This is a genomic window from Streptomyces mangrovisoli (genome assembly GCF_000974985.2).
Taxonomy (GTDB): domain Bacteria; phylum Actinomycetota; class Actinomycetes; order Streptomycetales; family Streptomycetaceae; genus Streptomyces; species Streptomyces mangrovisoli.
Genome location: NZ_LAVA02000056.1, coordinates 87,777 through 107,889, shown reverse-complemented (window position 1 = coordinate 107,889; position 20,113 = coordinate 87,777). Strand labels below are relative to the sequence as shown.

The window sequence follows — 20,113 nt, the reverse complement described above, 5'->3', positions numbered from 1 at the left end:
GCCGGACCGGCGCGAACAACCGGCGCCGGGCATGGCACGCTTGGGTCATGGCCGTGCAGATCAACCCCAGCATCCTGTCCGCCGACTTCGCCCGTCTCGCCGACGAGGCGAAGGCGGTCGAAGGGGCCGACTGGCTCCACGTCGACGTGATGGACAACCATTTCGTCCCGAACCTCACGCTCGGAGTGCCGGTCGTAGAGTCTCTGGCCCGTGCGACGGACACCCCGCTGGACCTGCATCTGATGATCGAGGCTCCCGATCGCTGGGCGCCGCAGTACGTCGAAGCGGGTGCCTCATCGGTCACCTTCCACGTCGAGGCGGCCGCCGCACCGGTGCGGCTCGCGCGGGAGATCCGGGCCAAGGGCGCCCGGGCGTCCATGGCGCTCAAGCCCGCGACCCCCATCGAGCCGTACGAGGACCTGCTCCCCGAGCTCGACATGCTGCTGATCATGACGGTCGAGCCGGGCTTCGGCGGCCAGAGCTTTCTCGACATCATGCTTCCGAAGATCCGGCGAACCCGCGAGTTGATCGCGAAGCACGGCCTGGAACTCTGGTTGCAGGTCGACGGAGGAGTGTCCGAGTCGACCATCGAACGGTGCGCGGAGGCCGGTGCCGACGTGTTCGTGGCGGGGTCGGCCGTGTACGGCGCGCAGGACCCCGCCGAGGCGGTCCGCGCACTGCGTGAACAGGCACGCTCGGCCACGGCGAATGCGTCATGGGCGTGCGACCACTGAGCCACAGGTACGTGAACGGCTCCCATCAGGGCTGATCAAGTGCGCCGGATCTGCAAGGATGAACGGCGTATCCAGAGTGTGAACAGCAGTGAGGAGATGGCCGTGTCGGGTATGTCGGCGGGCCGGTCAGCCATGCGGATGGGACCCGCTGAGCTGGTGCAGGCGGCGGCCATGGCCCGCCGCTTCTACCTCGAGGGAAAGTCGAAGATCCAGATCGCCGAGGAGTTCGGCGTCAGCCGCTTCAAGGTGGCCCGGGTTCTGGAGACGGCCCTCGAGCGGGATCTCGTACGCATCGAGATCCGCGTCCCGGCCGAGCTGGACGCCGAGCGCTCCGACGCGCTGCGCGCCCGCTACGGCCTCAGGCACGCCGTGGTGGTGGAGTCGCCCGCGGACGCCGAGGAGACTCCGGACCCGGAGAACCTCGGCGAGGTCGCGGCCGACCTGCTCGGCGAACTGGTGAACGAGGGCGACGTCCTCGGTCTCGCCTGGGGCCGCTCCACGATCAACATGGCGGCGGCCCTGGACCGGCTGCCGCCGTGCACGGTGGTGCAGCTGACCGGCGTGTACGACGCCGGGACGGCCGAGCGCGGCTCGGTCGAGGCGGTGCGCCGTGCCGCGCAGGTGTCCGGCGGCGACGCGCACCCGATCTACGCGCCGATGCTGCTGCCCGACGCGGCCACCGCGGCCGCGCTGCGCAACCAGACCGGCATCGCCCGCGCCTTCGAGTACTTCGACAAGGTCACGGTCGCCTGCGTCTCCATCGGTTCCTGGGAGCCGGGCGTCTCGACGGTGCACGACATGCTCAGCGACGACGAGCGCGCGCACTACGCCTCGCTCGGTGTCGCCGCCGAGATGTCCGCGCTGCTCTTCGACGCCGAGGGCCGCCGGGTCGGGCGGGACCTGGGGGAGCGGTGCATCACGGTCAAGGCCGACCAGCTCCGCCGTATCCCCGAGGTCGTCGCGATCGCGGGCGGGCAGCGCAAGGCCGCGGCGATCGACGCGGTGCTCCGCTCCGGCCTGGTCACCAGCCTGGTGACGGACACCTCGGCCGCGGACTACCTGATGACGGCGGGCGCGACGCCCAAGCCCGCGCTCAGCAGGACCGACCCGGACGGGATCTGACGGGGGCCGGGCATGGCGGACGTCGTGGTCACGCTGGATCTCGACGGCGTGCGGGACAAGGCGGGCCTGATGGACCGCTGCGCCCGCGCGCTCGCCCTGCCCGGCTGGTTCGGCCGGAACTGGGACGCGCTCGCCGACAGCCTCCGCGACCGGGCCCTGTGGCCGGCCGGCGCCGCGGACCGGGGCCTGCTGGTCGTCGTACGGAACTGGGAGCCGTACGCGGCGGCGCGGCCGGGGGAGTGGGAGACCGCCCGGGAGGTGTTCGCCGAGGCGGCCGGCCGCACGGCCGGGCTGTCCGTGGCGCTCGCCCTCGGGGACCCCGCCTAGCGTTCCTGGAGGATCCGCCCCTTTTCGGAGAATCCTCCAAGGGGTGCTCCGGTCGGCCTGGACGTTCCGCCCGGGGACGGCATTCCGGTCGGCATGGGACAATGAAGTACGTGCTCTTCCCCCTGGCGGACCGGCCCGGGGGCCGCCACCTCTGAACGATCGGGATGTGCAGCACGTGCGTTTCCTCAACGACAACCGGCCCGCGTACGACCTCACGTACGACGACGTCTTCATGGTGCCGAGCCGCTCCGCGGTCGGCTCCCGCCAGGGTGTCGACCTCTCCTCCCCGGACGGCACCGGTACCACCATCCCGCTGGTCGTGGCCAACATGACCGCCATCGCGGGACGCCGTATGGCCGAGACGGTGGCCCGGCGCGGCGGTCTGGTGGTCATTCCGCAGGACATCCCGATCGACGTCGTCACGGACGTCGTGTCCTGGGTCAAGAGCCGGCACCACGTCCTGGACACGCCCATCGAGCTGGCCCCGCACCAGACGGTCGCCGACGCGCTGGCCCTGCTGCCCAAGCGCGCGCACAACGCCGGTGTGGTCGTCGACGAGAGCCGCCGCCCGATCGGTGTCGTGACCGACAGCGACCTCACGGGCGTCGACCGCTTCACGCAGCTCGAACTCGTCATGTCCAAGGACCTGCTGCTGCTCGACGCGGACATCGACCCGCGCGAGGCGTTCAACCGGCTCGACGCCGCCAACCGGCGCTACGCCCCCGCGGTGGACGCCGAGGGCCGGCTCGCCGGCATCCTCACCCGCAAGGGCGCCCTGCGCGCCACCCTCTACACCCCGGCCACCGACGCCGCCGGCCGGCTGCGCATCGCCGCCGCCGTGGGCATCAACGGCGACGTGGCGGGCAAGGCCAAGCAGCTGCTCGACGCGGGCGTGGACACCCTCGTCATCGACACCGCGCACGGCCACCAGGAGTCGATGATCAGCGCCATCAAGCTGGTCCGCGCGCTCGACCCGCACGTGCCGATCGCGGCCGGCAACATCGTCGCCGCCGAGGGCGTGCGCGACCTCGTCGAGGCGGGCGCCGACATCATCAAGGTCGGTGTCGGACCGGGCGCCATGTGCACCACCCGGATGATGACCGGCGTGGGCCGCCCCCAGTTCTCCGCCGTCCTGGAGTGCGCCGCCGAGGCGCGCAAGCTCGGCAAGCACGTGTGGGCCGACGGCGGTGTCCGCCACCCGCGCGACGTCGCGATGGCGCTGGCCGCGGGCGCGTCCAACGTGATGATCGGCTCCTGGTTCGCGGGCACCTACGAGTCGCCCGGCGACCTCCAGCAGGACGCCTCCGGCCGCCTCTACAAGGAGTCGTTCGGCATGGCGTCGGCGCGCGCGGTGCGCAACCGCACCTCGGACGAGTCGTCGTACGACCGGGCCCGCAAGGCGCTGTTCGAGGAGGGCATCTCCACCTCCCGGATGTTCCTCGACCCGGCCCGTCCGGGCGTCGAGGACCTCATCGACTCGATCATCGCGGGCGTCCGCTCCTCCTGCACCTACGCCGGCGCGGGCTCCCTGGAGGAGTTCGCGGAGAAGGCCGTCGTCGGCGTCCAGAGCGCCGCGGGCTACGCCGAGGGCAAGCCGCTGCACGCCAGCTGGAGCTGACCGGAACGCCTTCGCGCACACGGTCCACGCGGCCCCCGCACCCCTCGGGGAGCGGGGGCCGCGCCGTCTCCGCCGGACTCCGCGCGGGCCCCGCGAGCGCGCCCGCGCAACGGATTCCGGGTCCGGCGCAACGGATTCCGGGTCCCGCGCAACGAATGGGCACCCTGCCGCCGGGAACGCAATGATCTTGCGGTGACGCGCAAGGTTGCTGCATTACGACCGTGATGCCCTGGCTCATAGGGTTGCGCGCTGTACGAGGCGTGACGGGGGTCCCGCTCGGTGGCCGTCCGCTCGTGGGGCACGTCGCCGGCCCCCGCCGCCGTCACCGGCAGCGACGAAGGAGTCAGCGCGTGCTCGACCAAGGTGCACCCCCGCGGCGGCAGACCGCGGCCGTCCCCCCGACGACGGGCCTCGGTGCCCGCCTCATGCGGCGCAAGCCCGTGGAACGCCTGGTCGCGGAGGGCGGCCAGGGCGAGGGGGGCGCGCTGCGCCGCTCCCTCGGCCTGTGGCAGCTGACCATGATCAGCGTCGGCGCCACCCTCGGCACCGGCATCTTCGTGGTCCTCGGCGAGGCCGTCCCCAAGGCCGGTCCCGCGGTCACCCTGTCCTTCGTGATCGCCGGCCTCACCGCCCTGTTCTCGGCCCTGTCCTACGCCGAACTCGCGGGCACCATCCCGGTCTCCGGCTCGTCGTACTCGTACGCGTACGCAACGATGGGCGAGTTGGTCGCGTGGATCTGCGGCTGGTGCCTGCTCCTGGAGTACGGCGTCTCGGTGGCCGCCGTGGCCGTCGGCTGGGGCCAGTACCTGAACGAACTGCTCGCCGGGACCATAGGCGTCACCCTCCCGCACGCGCTGTCCGCGCCGCCCGGCGAGGACGGCGGCGTCTTCAACCTGCCCGCCCTGATCGTCGTCCTGCTGGCGATGGCGTTCCTGCTCGGCGGGGCCCGCGAGTCGGCGCGAGCCAACACGGTGATGGTGTGCGTGAAGATCGCCGCGCTGGTGCTGTTCTGCGCGATCGGCATCCAGGGGTTCCGGTCCGGGAACTACGCGCCCTTCATGCCCCTCGGCATGAGCGGTGTGAGCGCCGCCGGGGCCACCCTGTTCTTCTCCTACATCGGTTTCGACGCCGCCTCCACCGCGGGCGAGGAGGCGCGCGACGCGCAGCGGGACCTGCCGCGCGCGATCATGCTGTCGCTGGCCGTCGTGACGGTGCTGTACGTCCTCGTCGCGGCCGTCGCCGTCGGCGCGAAGCCCTGGCGGCAGTTCGCCGACTCCGAGGCCACGCTGGCCCAGATCATGCGCGACGTCACCGGGCAGGGCTTCTGGGGCACCCTGCTGGCCGCCTGCGCGGTGATCGCCATCGCGAGCGTGGTGCTCACCGTGCTCTACGGCCAGACGCGCATCCTCTTCGCGATGTCCCGGGACGGCCTGGTGCCCAAGGTGTTCGGGCGGGTCGACCCGAAGTCCGGCGCACCCCGGGCCAACACGGTGATCGTCGCCCTGTTCTGCGGGGTGCTGGCCGCCGCGGTGCCGCTCGGGCAGCTCGCCGACGCCACGAGCATCGGTACGCTGTTCGCGTTCGCGCTGGTCAACGTGGCCGTGGTGGTGCTGCGCCGGACCCGTCCGGAGATGCCGCGCACCTTCCGGGTGCCGCTGTCGCCGGTCCTGCCGGCCGTCGGGTTCCTCTTCTGCGTCTGGATGATGGGCAGCCTGTCCGCGGTCACCTGGGCGGTCTTCGGAGTCTGGATGGCGGCCGGGCTCGTGTTCTACTTCGTGTACGGCTTCCGCCGTTCCCGACTCGCACCCTCCGAGAAGTGATCCACCCGCAGTGCTGAACGATCTCGACGAACGCATCGTCCACGCCCTCGCCGAGGACGCCCGCCGCTCCTACGCGGACATCGGGGCGCTGGTCGGCCTGTCCGCGCCCGCCGTGAAGCGGCGGGTGGACCGGCTGCGCGCGACCGGGGCCATCACCGGCTTCACCGTACGGGTCGACCCGGCGGCGCTGGGCTGGGAGACCGAGGGGTTCGTCGAGATCTACTGTCGGCGCAACACGTCTCCGGAGACGATTCTGCGGGGGCTGGAGCGGTATCAGGAGGTCGTGGCCGCGTCGACCGTGACGGGGGACGCGGATGCGATCGTGCAGGTCTTCGCGTCCGACATGCGGCACTTCGAGCGGGTGCTGGAGCGGATCGCGGGGGAGCCGTTCGTGGAGCGCACGAAGTCGGTACTCGTGCTGTCCCCTCTGCTGCGGCGCTTCTCCTCGGGCGCGCCGGGTTAGGTCTACGCCCGGCTTCGTTCTCGACCGCGGGCCGGTGGGGGCGTTCGCGCAGTTCCCCGCGCCCCTGGGGTGATGGGTTGTGATCGTTCGTCGTCGACCGCGGGCCGGTGGGGGCTGGTCGCGCAGTTCCCCGCGCCCCTGAGGATGCTGCGGCGCAGCCCACCAAGGGGCGCGGGGAACTGCGCGACCAGCCACGACGCACCCGCAGGTGATTTCGGGGCGCGGGGAACTGCGCGAAACCCCGTTTCCTATTCCGCCGTCTTGCGCGCGAGCGCGTTGTTGTCGATCGAGTTGTGGACGCTGAAGCTCACCGCGTCCGAGCGGTACCGGTCGTCCGACCACTCCACCGGCCGTCCCTCCCGCGTGGTCGTCACCCGCCGCACCCGCAGCAGCGGACTGGTCCGCCGGACCCCCAGCAGTTCCGCGTCCTGCGCCCCGCAGGCCACCGCGTCGATGACATGCTCGCCGTACGCGAAGACCAACCCCGTGTCGTCGTAGAGGCGTTGGGTGACCGACGGGCAGTCGGGCTCTATCGCCGCGACCGCCGCGGAGATCCAGTCCGCGTACACCGTGCGCTCCACCAACACCGGCTCACCGTCAAGCCCCCGTACTCGCAGCACGTGCAACACCCTCGTGCCGACCGGGAGTTGAAGCCGCACCGAGTCCTCCTGTGCCGCCGGGCGGAACTCCTGCGCGACCACCCGCCCGGTCGCCTCGCGGCCCATCGCCCGCGCCCACTGGGCGAAGCTGCGCAGTTCCCCGAAGCTCTGGCTGCGACGGCTGGCGAGGACCACCCGGCGGGCGCCCTGGCGGGAGCCGATCAGACCCTCCGCGGTGAGCGCGGCGACGGCCTGGCGGACGGTCCCGCGGGAGACGCCGTAGTGCGCGGCGAGTTCCGTCTCCGCGGGCAGCCGGCTGCCGACCGTGTACTCCTCGCGGTCGATGGCCCGCCGCAGTGCGTCGGCGATCTCCTCGTGTCGAGCCGTCATGCTTCCCCTCTGGCTAGGCCGCTGTGCACAGCGTGACCAGCCTAATCGACATCCCTGAGTGATCCGGAACGGCTGTGATTGTGCAGGGAATAGGGGTTCGTAGTTTCGACGGTGTTTACGGACCGGACACCCGAGGCAGTCCTACTGGGGTCAACTTGTTCAGACAAGTTCTGCAAGTTCTTCAGACAAGTCTCCGTACCCTCGTGCGTCCCCTGGAGAAGCCGTGACCGTGTCCCTGCCGGGAACCGCCGTCCGCAGCGCCGGCCTCGCCGTCGTCGCCGCGCTCGCCCTGAGCGCCTGCGGCGCAGCCCCCGACAACGCGTCCACCACCACCGACGGCAAGAACGCCGCAACCGCCACCTCCGCCGCCGACTTCGGCGGCCTCGCCGCGCTGGTCAAGGCGGCCAAGAAGGAAGGCACGCTGCACATCATCGCGGTGCCGCGCGACTGGGCGAACTACGGCGCCCTCATCGACGGGTTCAAGAAGAAGTACGGCATCAAGATCGAGGACGAGAACCCCGACGGCTCCAGCCAGGACGAGATCAACGCCGTCACCTCGCGCAAGGGCCAGGACCGCGCCCCCGACGTGCTCGACCTCGGCTCCTCCTTCGCGCTCAGCGCCGCCCAGCAGGGCCTGCTCGCGCCGTACAAGGTGGCCTCCTTCGCCGACCTGCCCGCGGGCCAGAAGGACGCGCAGGCCCGCTGGTACAACGACTACGGCGGCTACATATCCATCGGCTGCGACGCCAAGCGCGTCAAGGTCTGTCCGACCACCTTCGCCGACCTCCTCAAGCCGCAGTACAAGGGCCAGGTCGCCCTCAACGGCAACCCCACCAAGTCGGGTTCGGCCTTCGGCGGCGTCTACGCGGCCGCGCTCGCCAGTGGCGGCTCCTTCGACGACATCCAGCCCGGCCTCGACTTCTTCGCCAAGCTGAAGAAGAACGGCAACTACACGCCCGTCGAGTCCACCCCGGCCACCGTCGAGAAGGGCGAGACGCCCATCAGCATCGACTGGGACTACCTCAACGCCGGGTACGCCGACGAGTTCAAGGCCAAGGGCCTCGACTGGAAGGTGTCCGTCCCGAGCGACGGCCAGTTCTCCCAGTACTACTCCCAGGCCGTCAACAAGGACGCCCCGCACCCGGCGGCCGCCCGGCTGTGGCAGGAGTACCTCTACAGCGCCGAGGGCCAGAACCTCTGGCTCAAGGGCTACGCCCGCCCGGCCCTGATGACGGCCATGGACCAGGCCGGCACCCTCGACAAGAGCGCCGCCGCCAAGCTGCCCGCCGTCACCGGCACCCCCTCCTTCCCGTCGGAGGGCCAGCAGAGCAAGGCCAAGACGGTCATCGCGCAGGGCTGGGCGAAGGCCGTCTCCGGATGACGGCCACCCTCACGGGCGTGGACGTGGCGCCGCCCGCCGCTCCGGCGAAGCGGCGGCGCCCCGTTCCCGGCTGGCTGGCCGTCGTCCCGCTGCTCGTCTTCACCGCGATCGCCTTCGGTGTCCCCGCGCTGGCCATGCTGAACGGCGCCTTCACCGTCAAGGACCAGGCCACCGGCGCGAGTTCGTACACCACCGGCAACCTGACCGCCTCCCTTCAGGGCGCCTATCTCACCGCCCTCACCGGGAGCGTCAAGCTGTCCGCGGTCTCCGCCGCGCTCGGCACGCTGCTCGGGCTGCCGCTCGCGCAGGCCGTGGTCACCTCCCGCTCCCGCGCGGTGCGCGAGGCCGTGCTCACCGCGTCCGGGGTGCTCGCCAACTTCGGCGGTGTGCCCCTGGCGTTCGCGTTCGTCGCCACCCTCGGCAACGCGGGTGTGCTCACCGTGCACCTGCACCTCACCGACCACGGCTGGGACCTCTACAGCTTCTGGGGCCTGGTGATCGTCTACCTGTACTTCCTGATCCCGCTGATGGTGCTCACCATCGCGCCGGCCCTGGAGGGCCTGCGCACCCAGTGGCGCGAGGCCGCGCAGAACAACGGCGCCACGGGCGTGCAGTACTGGCGGCACGTGGCCCTGCCCGTGCTCGCGCCCTCCCTGCTCGGCGGCCTGGTGCTGCTCTTCGGCAGCGCCTTCGCCGCCTACGCCACGGCGGCCGCCATGGTGGGCAGCGCCGTCCCGCTGGTCACCCTCCAGATCGCCGACGCCCTCTCCGGCAACGTCCTGGTCGGCCAGGAGAACGTCGCCCTCGCCCTCAGCCTCGACATGGTCCTGGTCGCGGGCCTGGTGATGGCCGTGTACCTGCCCCTGCAACGACGGAGCGCGCGATGGCTCGCCTGAAACCGTGGCGCTGGGCCGTGTTCGGTCTCGCCGCGCTGTACTTCCTGGTGCCGCTGGCCGCGTCCGTGGTCTTCACCGTCGACGTGCCGGGCCAGGGCCTCACCGCCGACGCGTACACCGAGATCCTCTCCACCGACGGCTTCGGCAGCAGCCTGCTGCTCTCGCTCGAACTGGCCGCCGCCACCATCGCCGTGGTGCTGCTCCTGCTGGTGCCCGCCACGGTCGCGCTGCGGCTCGGCGCGCCCCGGCTGCGGCCCGTCGTCGAAGTGGTGTGCAGCCTGCCCCTGGTGGTGCCGCCGATCGCGTTCGTGGCCGGCATCTCCACCGTCCTGAAGTGGGGACCGGACCATCTCTCCCACACCCCGCTGTTCCAGACCTTCGTGGCGATCCAGAACCCCGACTTCCCCTTCGTGCTCGTCCTCGCCTACGTCGTGATGGCGCTGCCGTTCGTGTACCGGGCGTTGGACGCCGGGCTGCGCGCCGTCGACGTACGCACCCTCGTCGAGGCCGCCCGCAGCTGCGGCGCGAGCTGGCCGCAGGCCCTCGTGCGCGCCGTGCTGCCCAATCTGCGCGGGGCGCTGCTGAACTCCGCCTTCCTCACCCTGGCGCTGGTGCTCGGCGAGTTCACCGTCTCCCATCTGCTGGGCTTCACCCCGTTCGCGGTGTGGATCGTGAACGTCGGCGGCGAGCAGGCCCAGCTGTCCGTCGCCGTGTCCGTGCTCAGCCTGCTGCTGACCTGGCTTCTGCTGCTCGCGCTCGCCTCAGCCGGCGGACGCTCCCGAACCACCGCCTCCCGGGGATGAACATGACCGCCACCACGACTCAGACGGCCGACCGGGCCACCGCCGCGACCGTCGAATTCCGTTCCCTGCGGCGCGAGTTCGGCGCGACCGTCGCCCTCGACGGGCTCGACCTCGCCGTGCGGCCCGGCGAGTTCCTCGCGCTGCTCGGCCCGTCCGGCTGCGGCAAGACCACCGCGCTGCGGATGCTCGCCGGGTTCGAACACCCTACCTCCGGCGAGGTGCTGGTCGACGGCGAGGACGTGACCCGGGTCCCGGCCCACCGCCGCGACGCCGGGATGGTCTTCCAGTCGTACAGCCTCTTCCCGCATCTGAGCGCGCTCGACAACGTCGCGTTCGGGCTGCGGATGCGCAAGGTGCGCACCGCCGAACGGCGTTCCCGCGCGGCCGAGTTGCTGGAGCTGGTCGGGCTCGCCGACAAGGGCGAGCGCTATCCGCACGAGCTCTCCGGCGGCCAGCAGCAGCGCGTCGCGCTCGCCCGCGCCCTCGCGCTGCGCCCGCGCGTCCTGCTGCTCGACGAGCCGCTGTCCGCGCTCGACGCCAAGGTGCGGCTCACCCTGCGCGAGGAGATCCGCCGGCTCCAACGGGAGCTGGGCATCACCACGCTGTTCGTCACGCACGACCAGGAGGAGGCGCTGTCGATCGCCGACCGGGTCGCCGTCATGCGGGCCGGCCGGCTCGAACAGTGCGCCGCTCCGGCCGAGTTGTACGGGCGTCCGGCCACCGCGTTCGTCGCCGAGTTCGTCGGCACGATGAGCCGGATACCGGGTCGGCTCGACGGCGGGACGGTGGAGGTGCTCGGGCAGCGGCTGCCCGTCGACGGCGATGTGCCCGCGGCCCGCGACGTCGACGTCCTGGTGCGGCCGGAGGCGGTGCTGGTGCGGGCCGACGAGGACGGTACGGCGCGGGTGGCCGCCACGTCCTTCCTCGGCGCGGCCGTGCGGGTCATGGTCCGGCTCGGCGACGGGACGGAGGTCAAGGCGGACGTGCCCGCCCACGAGGGCGCTGCGCTGGGCTTGGGGGCGGGGGTGAGGGTGTCGTTGCCGGAGCGGGCGGTGCTGGTGGCCGAGCGGCGCGGCGAGTGACCGCCCGCGCCGTCCCCGCGCCCCGGTCCGACCTCGCCCGCGGCCCGGTGGGGCCCCTTCGCGCAGTTCCCCGCGCCCCTGAGGGGGCTTCTGTCCGTCCTTGTCCGCGGGCGGGTGGGGCCTCTTCGCGCAGTTCCCCGCGCCCCTGAGGGTGGTTCGTCGCAACCCGCCAAGGGGCGCGGGGAACTGCGCGACCAGCCCGTGACGGCCCGCACCCGGACGCGAAACCGTCAAGGCTCCTCCCAGGGGCGCGGGGAACTGCGCGAACGAGCCCACCGGCCCGCACCCGGACAGGAAACCGCGGGGAACTGCGCGATCTGCCGACGGCTCCCCGTACCCGAAAACGATCGAAAGAGAGCCACCGTGTCCCCCCACCCCCATCTCCCCCTGCGCGCCGTGCTGTTCGACATGGACGGCACGCTCGTCGACACCGAGCGGCTCTGGTGGGAGGCGGTGGAGCAGACCGCCCGGCGGCCGCTGACCGAGGCGGACCGGCCGGAGGTGCTCGGCCGGGCCGTCGAGCACACCGCCGCCTGGCTCGCCGCGGCCACCGGCGCCGACGCCGCCGCGCTCGCCGCCGAACTGGACGGCGAGTTCGCCCGCCGGGTGCGGGCCGGCACCGTGCCCCGCCCCGGAGCCCTCGACCTGCTCGACGCGCTGGCCCGCGCCGGAGTACCGACCGCGCTGGTCACCGCCTCGTCCCGGGCCGTCGCCGACACCGTCCTCGACGTCCTCGGCCGGGACCGGTTCGCGGTCTCGGTCACCGCCGACGACACCGGGCGCACCAAGCCGGCCCCCGACCCCTACCTCGCGGCCTGCCGCGCCCTCGGCGTGCCGCCGGCGGCCTGCGTGGCCGTCGAGGACACCGAGACCGGCGTCGCCTCCGCCGAGGCCGCCGGATGCGCGGTGCTCGCCGTCCCCTCGCTCGCGCCGATCGCCGCCGCGCCGGGGCGGACGGTCCGCGACAGCCTCGCCGGAGTCACCCCGGAGGAACTCGCGGGCCTGGTCGGTCCCGAGCTGCGGGTGATGTCCTGGAACCTCTGGCTGGGCGGGGCGATGGTCGACGACCACCGGGCCAAGCAGGTCAAGGCCGTCCTGGAGGCGGAGGCCGATGTCGTGGGCCTCCAGGAGACCGCGGGCACGGCGGCCCGGGAGCTCGCCGAGGCGCTCGGCTGGCACCACCACCGGGCCGGGGAGAACCTCGGCATCATCAGCCGCCACCCGATCCGCGCGACGCTCGGCGACCCCGAGGTCGGCTTCTACGGCGCGGCGGGCGCCCGGATCGCGGTCGGCGCGCGCGAGGTCGACGTATGGACCGCGCATCTGCACTACACGCCCTACGGCCCCTACGAGGCCGCGTTCGACGGGCTTCCGGCCGCCGAGCTCGACGCCCACGAGGGCGTGCGGCTCGCGCAGCTGCGGGACGCGCTGGAGCGGATCGCGGCGACCGCGGACGACGGCGTGCCGGTGGTCCTGGTCGGCGACTTCAACGCGCCCTCCCACCTGGACCGGACCGACGCCGGGTGGCCGGTGAGCCGGGCGGCCGAGGAGGCGGGGCTGCGCGACTCCTTCCGCGAGGCGCACCCCGACCCGGCCGCCGAGCCCGGCGTGACCTGGTCGCCGGTGCACCCCGTGCACGAGGACGGCAGCGGGCGCACCGAGCCGCAGGACCGCATCGACTACGTGCTCCACCGGGGGCTGGGCGTCGTGGACTCCCGGACCCTCGTGCGCGGCACTCCGCGGCCCTGGCCGCAGGTGGCGGGCAACGAGTGGCCCTCGGACCATGCGGCGGTGATCACCACATTTGTCGTGCCGCGAAAGTGACCTAGGTGTTACCCGCGGTCACCATTGCGGGCCGGGTGATCGTCCCGTAGGTTGTGCCGACCTTCTACCCACTGGTAACACCGGCAGGTAATCCATGCGCTGGCCCTTCGGCCGACCCACCACGGTCCGCGCGCGCATCGTGGCGCTCGCGGTCGCTCCCGTGCTCGCCCTGACCGTGCTGTGGACGTTCGCGATGGTCTCCGTCACCGGTGAACTCCGCGCGCTGGTACGGCTCCAGGGGGTGTACGAGGACTACGGCACCCCCGTCGACACGGCCGTCGGGCAGATCCAGATCGAACGCCGCCTGGCCGCGGCCTATCTGGGCTCCGACAGCCGTACCGGCTCGGCGACGGCGCTGCTCACCCAGCAGCGCCGCACCGACCGGGCCGTCGCCGCGATGCGGGACGCGATCGGACACCCCGACGGCCGGCTCGACGCCTCCCAGCGGCGGACCCTCGCCGCCATGGTGGCCTCGACCGACAAGCTGGAGAAGCTGCGCGACCGGGTACTGGGCCGCCATGTCACCTGGGACCGCGCGGTGACCGAGTACAGCGCCCTGGTCGAGCCGGGCTTCGCCGTCGAGTCCTCGCTCACCGCGCTCCAGGCGGGGCAGCTCGCCCGCGAGGCCCAGGTCGTCATCGAACTCGTGCGGGTACGCGACTTCGTCTCCCGCGAGGACGCGCTCGTCGCCGGGGCCAGGGCCGCGGGCAGGCTGACCGATCCGCAGTACGACACCCTGACCTCGACCATCGAGGACCGCCGCGTCTTCGAGCGGACCTACGTGCCCGACCTGCCGTCCGACTCGCGCGCGCTGTACGAGGACTTCCAGCGAGGCGCCCTCTACCGGTCGCTGGCCGACAGCGAGGACGCGCTGCTGCGGGCGGGCGCCGCCGGGGCGGGCAAGGCCGTCGCCGCCGACTCCTGGCGCACCACCACCGACCGCGTGGTGGTGCGCTACCGGGAGATGAGCACGCAGTCCGCGCGCAACTCCGCCGCCCGCGGCCGGTCGTTCGCCTACGGCCAGCTCGCCGAGGCCGCCGTCGTCGGCGTGGGCGGCCTCGCCGTCGTGGTGCTCTCGCTGTGGTTCGCGGTGCGCGGCGCTCGCCGCATCTCGCGCCGCCTGGAGATCCTGCGGGACGCGGCCGACCTGCTCACCGCGCGCCAACTGCCCGACGTCATGCGGCGGCTGAGCGCGGGCGAGGACGTGGACGCGGCCGCCGAGGCCCCGCCGCTCACCGACCCGGAGGCGGTCGCCGACGAGATCGGGGACGTCGGTCGCTCCTTCAACGCCGCCCGGCTCGCCGCGGTGGAGGCCGCGGTCCGCCAGGCCGGGCTGCGCCGCGGACTGTTCGCCGTGCTGCTGAACATCGCCCGCCGCAACCAGGCCCTGGTGCACCGGCAGTTGAAGCTCGTCGACACGCTGGAACGGCGTACCGACGACCCCGACGTGCTCGCGGAGCTGTTCCGCATCGACCACCTCACCACCCGGATGCGGCGCCACGCGGAGAACCTGATCATCCTCTCCGGCGCGGTCCCGGGCCGCCGTTGGCGCCGGCCGGTGCCCGTCGCCGACGTCGTGTCGTCCGCGGTCGGCGAGATCGAGGACTACGCGCGGGTGGAGATCCCGCCGATGCCGGAGGTGGGCATCGCGGCCGACGCCGTCGCCGACGTCGTGCACCTGCTCGCCGAACTCCTGGAGAACGCCACGGTGTTCTCGCCCCCGCACACCCGGGTCACGCTGCGCACCGGACGGGCGGGCGGCGGATTCGTGCTGGAGATAGACGACCGGGGGCTCGGCCTCGACCCCGACGAGATCGAGCGCGCCCGCCGCACCCTGCACGACCCCGACGACTTCGACCCCACCCGGCACGAGCGGCTCGGGCTGTACGTCGTGGGGCGGCTCGCGGCCCGGCACGGCATCGAGGTCACGCTCACCCGGTCGCCGTACGGCGGCACGACCGCGGTGGTGCTGCTGCCCGACGGCGTACTGGCGCAGGTCCGGCCGGCCGTGGACCGGCCGGTGACCGACCGCCCGGAGGCGGACGCCGGCCCGGCCCGCGAGCCCGGCGCCGCGCCCGTGCCCGCCGAGCCGCACGACCACGGCCGTACGGCCCCGGTCGCCCCCGCCCCGGCCGCCCCCGCGCTGCCGACCCGGGTCCGCCAGGCGTCGCTGGTGGAGGAGCTGCGCGACGAGGCGCCTCGCGCCACCGCCCCCGCGCCGGAGCTGGACGCCGAGGAGGTGCGGGCCGTGTTCGGCGCCCTCCAGCGCGGACTCGACCGCGGCCGCAAGGGCATCCCCACCGGGCACGGCGAGCGCCGCACGGGCGCGGGCGCCGGGCCGGGGGAGAGCCGTACGGAGGACGGGGACGTTCCCGCGGGACACGGGGACGGCACCGACACGGAGGAAGGAAAGGGCGGGAACGATGCGCGGTGACGACCTGGGCGGGGGCGCGGAGCCGGGGACCGGCGGGCGGCCGGGCACGGACCTCGGCTGGCTGCTCGACGATCTCGTGGACCGGACGGACCACGTCCGCCAGGCCGTGCTGCTCACCGCCGACGGACTGGCGCTGAGCTGCTCGGAGGGGATGCGCCGCAAGGACATCGAGCACCTGGCCGCGGTCTGCTCCGGCTTCCACGGTCTCGCCCGCTCGGCCGGCGAACGGTTCGGCGGCGGCGAGGTGCGCCAGACCATGGTGATGCTCGACGAGGCGTATCTGTTCATCACCCCGGCGGGCGACGGCAGCCGGCTCGCCGTGCTCAGCGAGGTGCAGACGGACGTGGGCCAGCTCGCCCACGAGATGGCGCTGCTCGTCACCCGGGTGGGCCGCCACATGGCCGCCTCGGCGCGGACATCCGACGGCACCGACGGCGCGGGCCCCACCGGCCGCTCGGCCCCGGGTGAGGGCCCCACCCCGCCCGCGGGTCCCTGATCCCGCCGTGTCCGACGACGACCACATCGACGAGGACCACTGGTACGAGGACGAGACCGGCCCGATGGTCCGTCCCTACACCGTCACGCGCGGCCGGACCCGGCCCTCCGACCGGTACACCATCGACCTGATGTCGCCGGTCACGGCGCTCGACCCGGGGCGGGAGCCGCCCGCCCTGGACCACGCCCGGGCCGCCCTGCTCGACCTCGTGCGGCGCGGGTCGCGCCCGGTCGTCGAGGTGGCGGCCGACGCCGACCTCCCCCTCACGGTCGTCCGCGTGCTGCTCGGCGACCTCGCCGAGGCGGGCCTGGTGCGCATCGACGAACCCCGGCGCGCCCTGCCGGCCGGCCCCGGCGCGGACCCCGGGCTCCTCCAGGAGATCGTGGAGCGCCTGCGGGATCTGTGACCGCCGGGCGTTTTGTCACAGTCGTGTACGGGACATCCCCGGTCCGGAACGTACGGGCGGCCGCCGCGCTCTCTCCCTGCGGCAGTCGCCCGTACCCCGGAAAGGGACATCATGCGTATCCAGCAGCTCTCGGTGCTCGCCGTCGTGGCCGCCGCCGGTCTGTCGCTCACCGCCTGCCAGGGCAGTGACGGCGACTCCGCCGGCTCCGGCGGCTCGGCCACCCCGAGCTCCGCCGCCGGCTCGCCCTCCGGCTCCCAGGGGTCCGGCTCGGCGTCCGGCTCCCAGGACTCGGGCTCCCCGGCCACCGCCTCCAGCGGGGCGACCGGCGGCGGGAGCGGCACGGGCGGGCAGTCGGGCGGCGGCGCGTCCGCCGCGGCCGGCGCGTGCACGACCTCCCGGCTGGCGTTCAGCTCGGCCGCCGGTCCGGCCCAGGGGACCCTCGTCGTCACGCTGAAGAACACCGGGACCGCCGCCTGCACGCTCAAGGGCTTCCCGGGCGTCGACCTCCAGAGCAAGGACGGCACCGTCAGCGCCGAGCGCAGCGGGGCCGCCCCGGCGGCGGTCCGCGTCGTGCCGGGCGCCGCGACCCGCTTCACCCTCCACTACCCGCCGAACACGTCCGGCGGCAGCGGCGAGACCTTCACCGGCCTGGTCGTCACCCCGCCGAACGAGACCCACTCCCGGAAGCTGTCGGTGCGGATCAACGTCCCGGTCACGGACGGCAGCGGCTCCGCGATCACGGTGGACCCGGTCGGCGCGGGCGGCTAGTGCTGCGACCGGAAAGGTTCACCGGCTCGCGACGCCCGGCACGGCACCTCGCCGCGTTGTCGCATCACCCGAGTACATCCAGTACGCGGGCGATGCTCCGCCTTGCGATGCACCGCACCGGACGCCGCGAGCTTTCCGGCAAACCTTTCCGGTCACAGCACTAGAGCCTTTCGGCGCGGCGTGTGAGCGTACGCGAGGCGCCCGGCCCCGGGCCGCGCAACGAATCGCCGCCGGGGCCGCATCGCACGCAACGATCAGCGCACCGGCGCGCAACGGCTCCTCCTTGTCCGGCCGAGGGCGCCGAACGTACCGTCTAGGTGGCCCCCCGACCCACCTTCCGGGCGGCCTCCCTGCCCCCCGTGACCGGTGAGGAACACCCATGCGCACCGCCCTGCTCCAGAGCTCCGGCACCCCCGGCTCCGTCGCCGAGAACCTCAAGGTCCTCGACGAGGCCGCGGGCCGTGCCGCCGCCGCGGGCGCCGGGCTGATCGTTGCGCCGGAGATGTTCCTCACCGGGTACGCGATCGGCGACGGCATCGCCCGCCTCGCCGAGACCGCTGACGGCGAGGCCGCGGACGCGATCGCCGACCTCGCCGGCCGGCACGGCCTGGCCGTCGCCTACGGCTACCCCGAGCGCGACGGCGAGACGGTCTTCAACTCCGCCCAGCTCATCTCCGCCGACGGCCGCCGTCTCGCCAACTACCGCAAGACGCACCTCTTCGGCTGCGCCGAGCGCGAGCACTTCGCGCCGGGCGAGCGGCCCGTCGTCCAGGCCGAACTGGACGGCCTGACCGTCGGCATCATGATCTGCTACGACGTCGAGTTCCCGGAGAACGTCCGCGCCCACGCCCTGGCCGGCACCGACCTGCTGCTCGTGCCGACGGCCAACATGCACCCCTTCCAGTTCGTCGCCGAGTCCCTCGTGCCGGTGCGCGCCTGGGAGAACCAGATGTACATCGCGTACGTCAACCGGGTCGGCGTGGAAGGCGAGTTCGAGTTCTTCGGGCTCTCCGCGCTGGCCGGCCCCGACGGTGTCGCCCGCGCCCGCGCCGGCCGCGCCGAGGACCTGCTCCTCGCCGACGTGGACGCCGCCTTCCTGGCCGCCTCCCGCGAGGCCAACCCCTACCTGCGGGACCGCCGGCCCGGTCTCTACGGTCCGCTGGTCTGAGCCGCCTCCCCAGGTCCGTCGTCCGGCCCGCCCCCCGACCCCGCTTCGAAGTCCCCGCGCAAGGAGTCCGTACCCCATGACGTCCACGGTGCCCACCGCCGTCCAGCACGCCGACGAGCAGCAGCCGCCGATCACCATGTTCGGTCCGGACTTTCCCTACGCCTACGACGACTTCCTGGCCCACCCGGCCGGCCTCGGCCAGGTCCCGGCGACCGAGCACGGCAGCGAGGTCGCGGTCATCGGCGGCGGCCTCTCCGGCATCGTGGCGGCCTACGAGCTGATGAAGATGGGCCTGAAGCCCGTCGTCTACGAGGCCGACCAGCTCGGCGGCCGGCTGCGCACCGTCGGCTTCGAGGGCTGCGACCCCTCCCTGACCGCCGAGATGGGCGCGATGCGGTTCCCGCCGTCCTCCACCGCCCTCCAGCACTACATCGACCTGGTCGGCCTGGAGACGATCCCGTTCCCCAACCCCCTTGCCGAGGCGACGCCTTCGACGGTCGTCGACCTCAAGGGCGAGTCGCACTACGCCGAGACGGTCGAGGACCTGCCGCAGGTCTACCGCGACGTCGCCGCGGCGTGGAACACGTGCCTGGAGGAGGGCGCGGACTTCTCCGACATGAACCGCGCGATGCGCGAGCGCGACGTGCCGCGCATCCGCGAGATCTGGGCGAAGCTCGTCGAGAAGCTCGACAACCAGACCTTCTACGGCTTCCTCTGCGACTCCGAGGCGTTCAAGTCCTTCCGGCACCGGGAGATCTTCGGCCAGGTCGGCTTCGGCACCGGCGGCTGGGACACCGACTTCCCCAACTCCATCTTGGAGATCCTGCGCGTCGTCTACACCGAGGCGGACGACCACCACCGCGGCATCGTCGGCGGCTCGCAGCAGCTGCCGCTGCGCCTGTGGGAGCGCGAGCCGGAGAAGATCGTCCACTGGCCCTACGGCACCTCGCTGAAGTCCCTGCACGTGGACGGCGAGCCGCGTCCGGCCGTGACCCGGCTGACCCGCACCGCGGGCAACCGGATCACCGTGACGGACGCCGACGGCGACATCCGGACCTACCGCGCGGCCGTCTTCACCGCCCAGTCCTGGTCGCTGCTGTCGAAGATCGCCTGCGACGACTCGCTCTTCCCGATCGACCACTGGACGGCGATCGAGCGCACCCACTACATGGAGAGCTCGAAGCTGTTCGTGCCCGTGGACCGGCCGTTCTGGCTGGACAAGGACGAGCGGACCGGCCGCGACGTCATGTCGATGACGCTCACCGACCGCATGACCCGCGGCACCTACCTCCTCGACGACGGCCCGGACAAGCCCGCCGTCATCTGCCTCTCCTACACCTGGTGCGACGACAGCCTGAAGTGGCTGCCGCTGTCCGCGAACGAGCGGATGGAGGTCATGCTGAAGTCGCTCGGCGAGATCTACCCGAACGTCGACATCAGGAAGCACATCATCGGCAACCCGGTGACCGTCTCCTGGGAGAACGAGCCCTACTTCATGGGCGCGTTCAAGGCCAACCTGCCCGGCCACTACCGCTACCAGCGCCGTCTGTTCACGCACTTCGTGCAGGACCGGCTGCCCGAGGACAAGCGGGGCATCTTCCTGGCCGGCGACGACATCTCCTGGACGGCGGGCTGGGCCGAGGGCGCCGTGCAGACCGCCCTGAACGCGGTCTGGGGCGTCATGCACCACTTCGGCGGCGCCACCGACGGGACCAACCCGGGCCCGGGTGACGTGTACGACGAGATCGCCCCGGTCGAACTGCCGGAGGACTGAGGTCTCCG

Annotated in this window: 18 protein-coding genes; 17 read left to right on the top strand and 1 reads right to left on the bottom strand. The window is 72.9% G+C overall.

Features of this window, described 5'->3' with window-relative positions; all coding sequences use genetic code 11:
* Positions 1-47 precede the first annotated feature (47 nt).
* The 6 genes from rpe to WN71_RS23060 all read left to right on the top strand — a co-directional run bounded on the left by rpe (position 48) and on the right by WN71_RS23060 (position 6,084).
* A complete protein-coding gene (gene rpe / locus WN71_RS23085) occupies positions 48-734 on the top strand; it encodes a ribulose-phosphate 3-epimerase (protein WP_046583194.1) in 687 nt (228 codons plus the stop codon).
* A gap of 78 nt (positions 735-812) precedes the next feature.
* Positions 813-1,856, top strand: coding sequence for a sugar-binding transcriptional regulator (locus WN71_RS23080; RefSeq protein WP_046583195.1), 1,044 nt, complete (start codon positions 813-815; stop codon positions 1,854-1,856).
* A 12-nt stretch (positions 1,857-1,868) separates the two neighbouring features.
* On the top strand, positions 1,869-2,183 hold the full coding sequence (locus WN71_RS23075) for a barstar family protein (RefSeq protein WP_046583197.1): 315 nt from the start codon (positions 1,869-1,871) through the stop codon (positions 2,181-2,183).
* Positions 2,184-2,358: 175 nt separating this feature from the next.
* Positions 2,359-3,801: a GuaB1 family IMP dehydrogenase-related protein gene (locus WN71_RS23070; protein ID WP_046583348.1), complete on the top strand. Its 1,443-nt coding sequence runs from the start codon at positions 2,359-2,361 to the stop codon at positions 3,799-3,801.
* Positions 3,802-4,151: 350 nt separating this feature from the next.
* Positions 4,152-5,621 carry an amino acid permease gene (locus WN71_RS23065; RefSeq protein ID WP_046583199.1) on the top strand — a complete coding sequence of 490 codons (1,470 nt, stop codon included), beginning with the start codon at positions 4,152-4,154 and terminating at the stop codon, positions 5,619-5,621.
* Positions 5,622-5,631: 10 nt separating this feature from the next.
* Positions 5,632-6,084: an Lrp/AsnC family transcriptional regulator gene (locus tag WN71_RS23060; RefSeq protein WP_046583202.1), complete on the top strand. Its 453-nt coding sequence runs from the start codon at positions 5,632-5,634 to the stop codon at positions 6,082-6,084.
* Between the two features lie 248 nt (positions 6,085-6,332).
* Here WN71_RS23060 and WN71_RS23055 read toward each other — a convergent pair whose 3' ends face one another.
* A complete protein-coding gene (locus WN71_RS23055) occupies positions 6,333-7,073 on the bottom strand; it encodes a GntR family transcriptional regulator (protein WP_046583204.1) in 741 nt (246 codons plus the stop codon).
* Positions 7,074-7,296: 223 nt separating this feature from the next.
* Between WN71_RS23055 and WN71_RS23050 the strand changes: the two genes are divergently transcribed.
* The 11 genes from WN71_RS23050 (at position 7,297) to WN71_RS23000 (ending at position 20,105) form a co-directional block, all read left to right on the top strand.
* Positions 7,297-8,454: an ABC transporter substrate-binding protein gene (locus tag WN71_RS23050; RefSeq protein WP_046583206.1), complete on the top strand. Its 1,158-nt coding sequence runs from the start codon at positions 7,297-7,299 to the stop codon at positions 8,452-8,454.
* Positions 8,451-9,350: an ABC transporter permease gene (locus tag WN71_RS23045; RefSeq protein ID WP_046583208.1), complete on the top strand. Its 900-nt coding sequence runs from the start codon at positions 8,451-8,453 to the stop codon at positions 9,348-9,350. Before WN71_RS23050 ends, WN71_RS23045 begins: the two co-directional genes overlap by 4 nt.
* Positions 9,338-10,153: an ABC transporter permease gene (locus tag WN71_RS23040; protein WP_046583210.1), complete on the top strand. Its 816-nt coding sequence runs from the start codon at positions 9,338-9,340 to the stop codon at positions 10,151-10,153. The genes WN71_RS23045 and WN71_RS23040 overlap by 13 nt, the downstream gene beginning before the upstream one ends.
* A gap of 2 nt (positions 10,154-10,155) precedes the next feature.
* A complete protein-coding gene (locus WN71_RS23035) occupies positions 10,156-11,235 on the top strand; it encodes an ABC transporter ATP-binding protein (protein WP_046583212.1) in 1,080 nt (359 codons plus the stop codon).
* A 363-nt stretch (positions 11,236-11,598) separates the two neighbouring features.
* The gene (locus WN71_RS23030) at positions 11,599-13,059 is read left to right on the top strand and encodes an HAD-IA family hydrolase (protein WP_046583214.1); all 1,461 of its coding nucleotides are present in this window, start codon (positions 11,599-11,601) and stop codon (positions 13,057-13,059) included.
* Between the two features lie 94 nt (positions 13,060-13,153).
* Complete coding sequence (locus WN71_RS23025; RefSeq protein ID WP_046583216.1) at positions 13,154-15,493, top strand: sensor histidine kinase; 2,340 nt, start codon at positions 13,154-13,156, stop codon at positions 15,491-15,493.
* Positions 15,483-15,989: a roadblock/LC7 domain-containing protein gene (locus WN71_RS23020; protein WP_046583218.1), complete on the top strand. Its 507-nt coding sequence runs from the start codon at positions 15,483-15,485 to the stop codon at positions 15,987-15,989. The genes WN71_RS23025 and WN71_RS23020 overlap by 11 nt, the downstream gene beginning before the upstream one ends.
* Before the next feature lie 7 nt (positions 15,990-15,996).
* Positions 15,997-16,395 carry a DUF742 domain-containing protein gene (locus tag WN71_RS23015; protein WP_046583221.1) on the top strand — a complete coding sequence of 133 codons (399 nt, stop codon included), beginning with the start codon at positions 15,997-15,999 and terminating at the stop codon, positions 16,393-16,395.
* 111 nt (positions 16,396-16,506) lie between these two features.
* Positions 16,507-17,163: a DUF4232 domain-containing protein gene (locus WN71_RS23010; protein ID WP_046583223.1), complete on the top strand. Its 657-nt coding sequence runs from the start codon at positions 16,507-16,509 to the stop codon at positions 17,161-17,163.
* Between the two features lie 379 nt (positions 17,164-17,542).
* The gene (locus WN71_RS23005; protein ID WP_046583225.1) at positions 17,543-18,331 is read left to right on the top strand and encodes a carbon-nitrogen hydrolase family protein; all 789 of its coding nucleotides are present in this window, start codon (positions 17,543-17,545) and stop codon (positions 18,329-18,331) included.
* Between the two features lie 76 nt (positions 18,332-18,407).
* On the top strand, positions 18,408-20,105 hold the full coding sequence (locus WN71_RS23000) for a flavin monoamine oxidase family protein (protein ID WP_046583227.1): 1,698 nt from the start codon (positions 18,408-18,410) through the stop codon (positions 20,103-20,105).
* Positions 20,106-20,113: the final 8 nt, after the last annotated feature.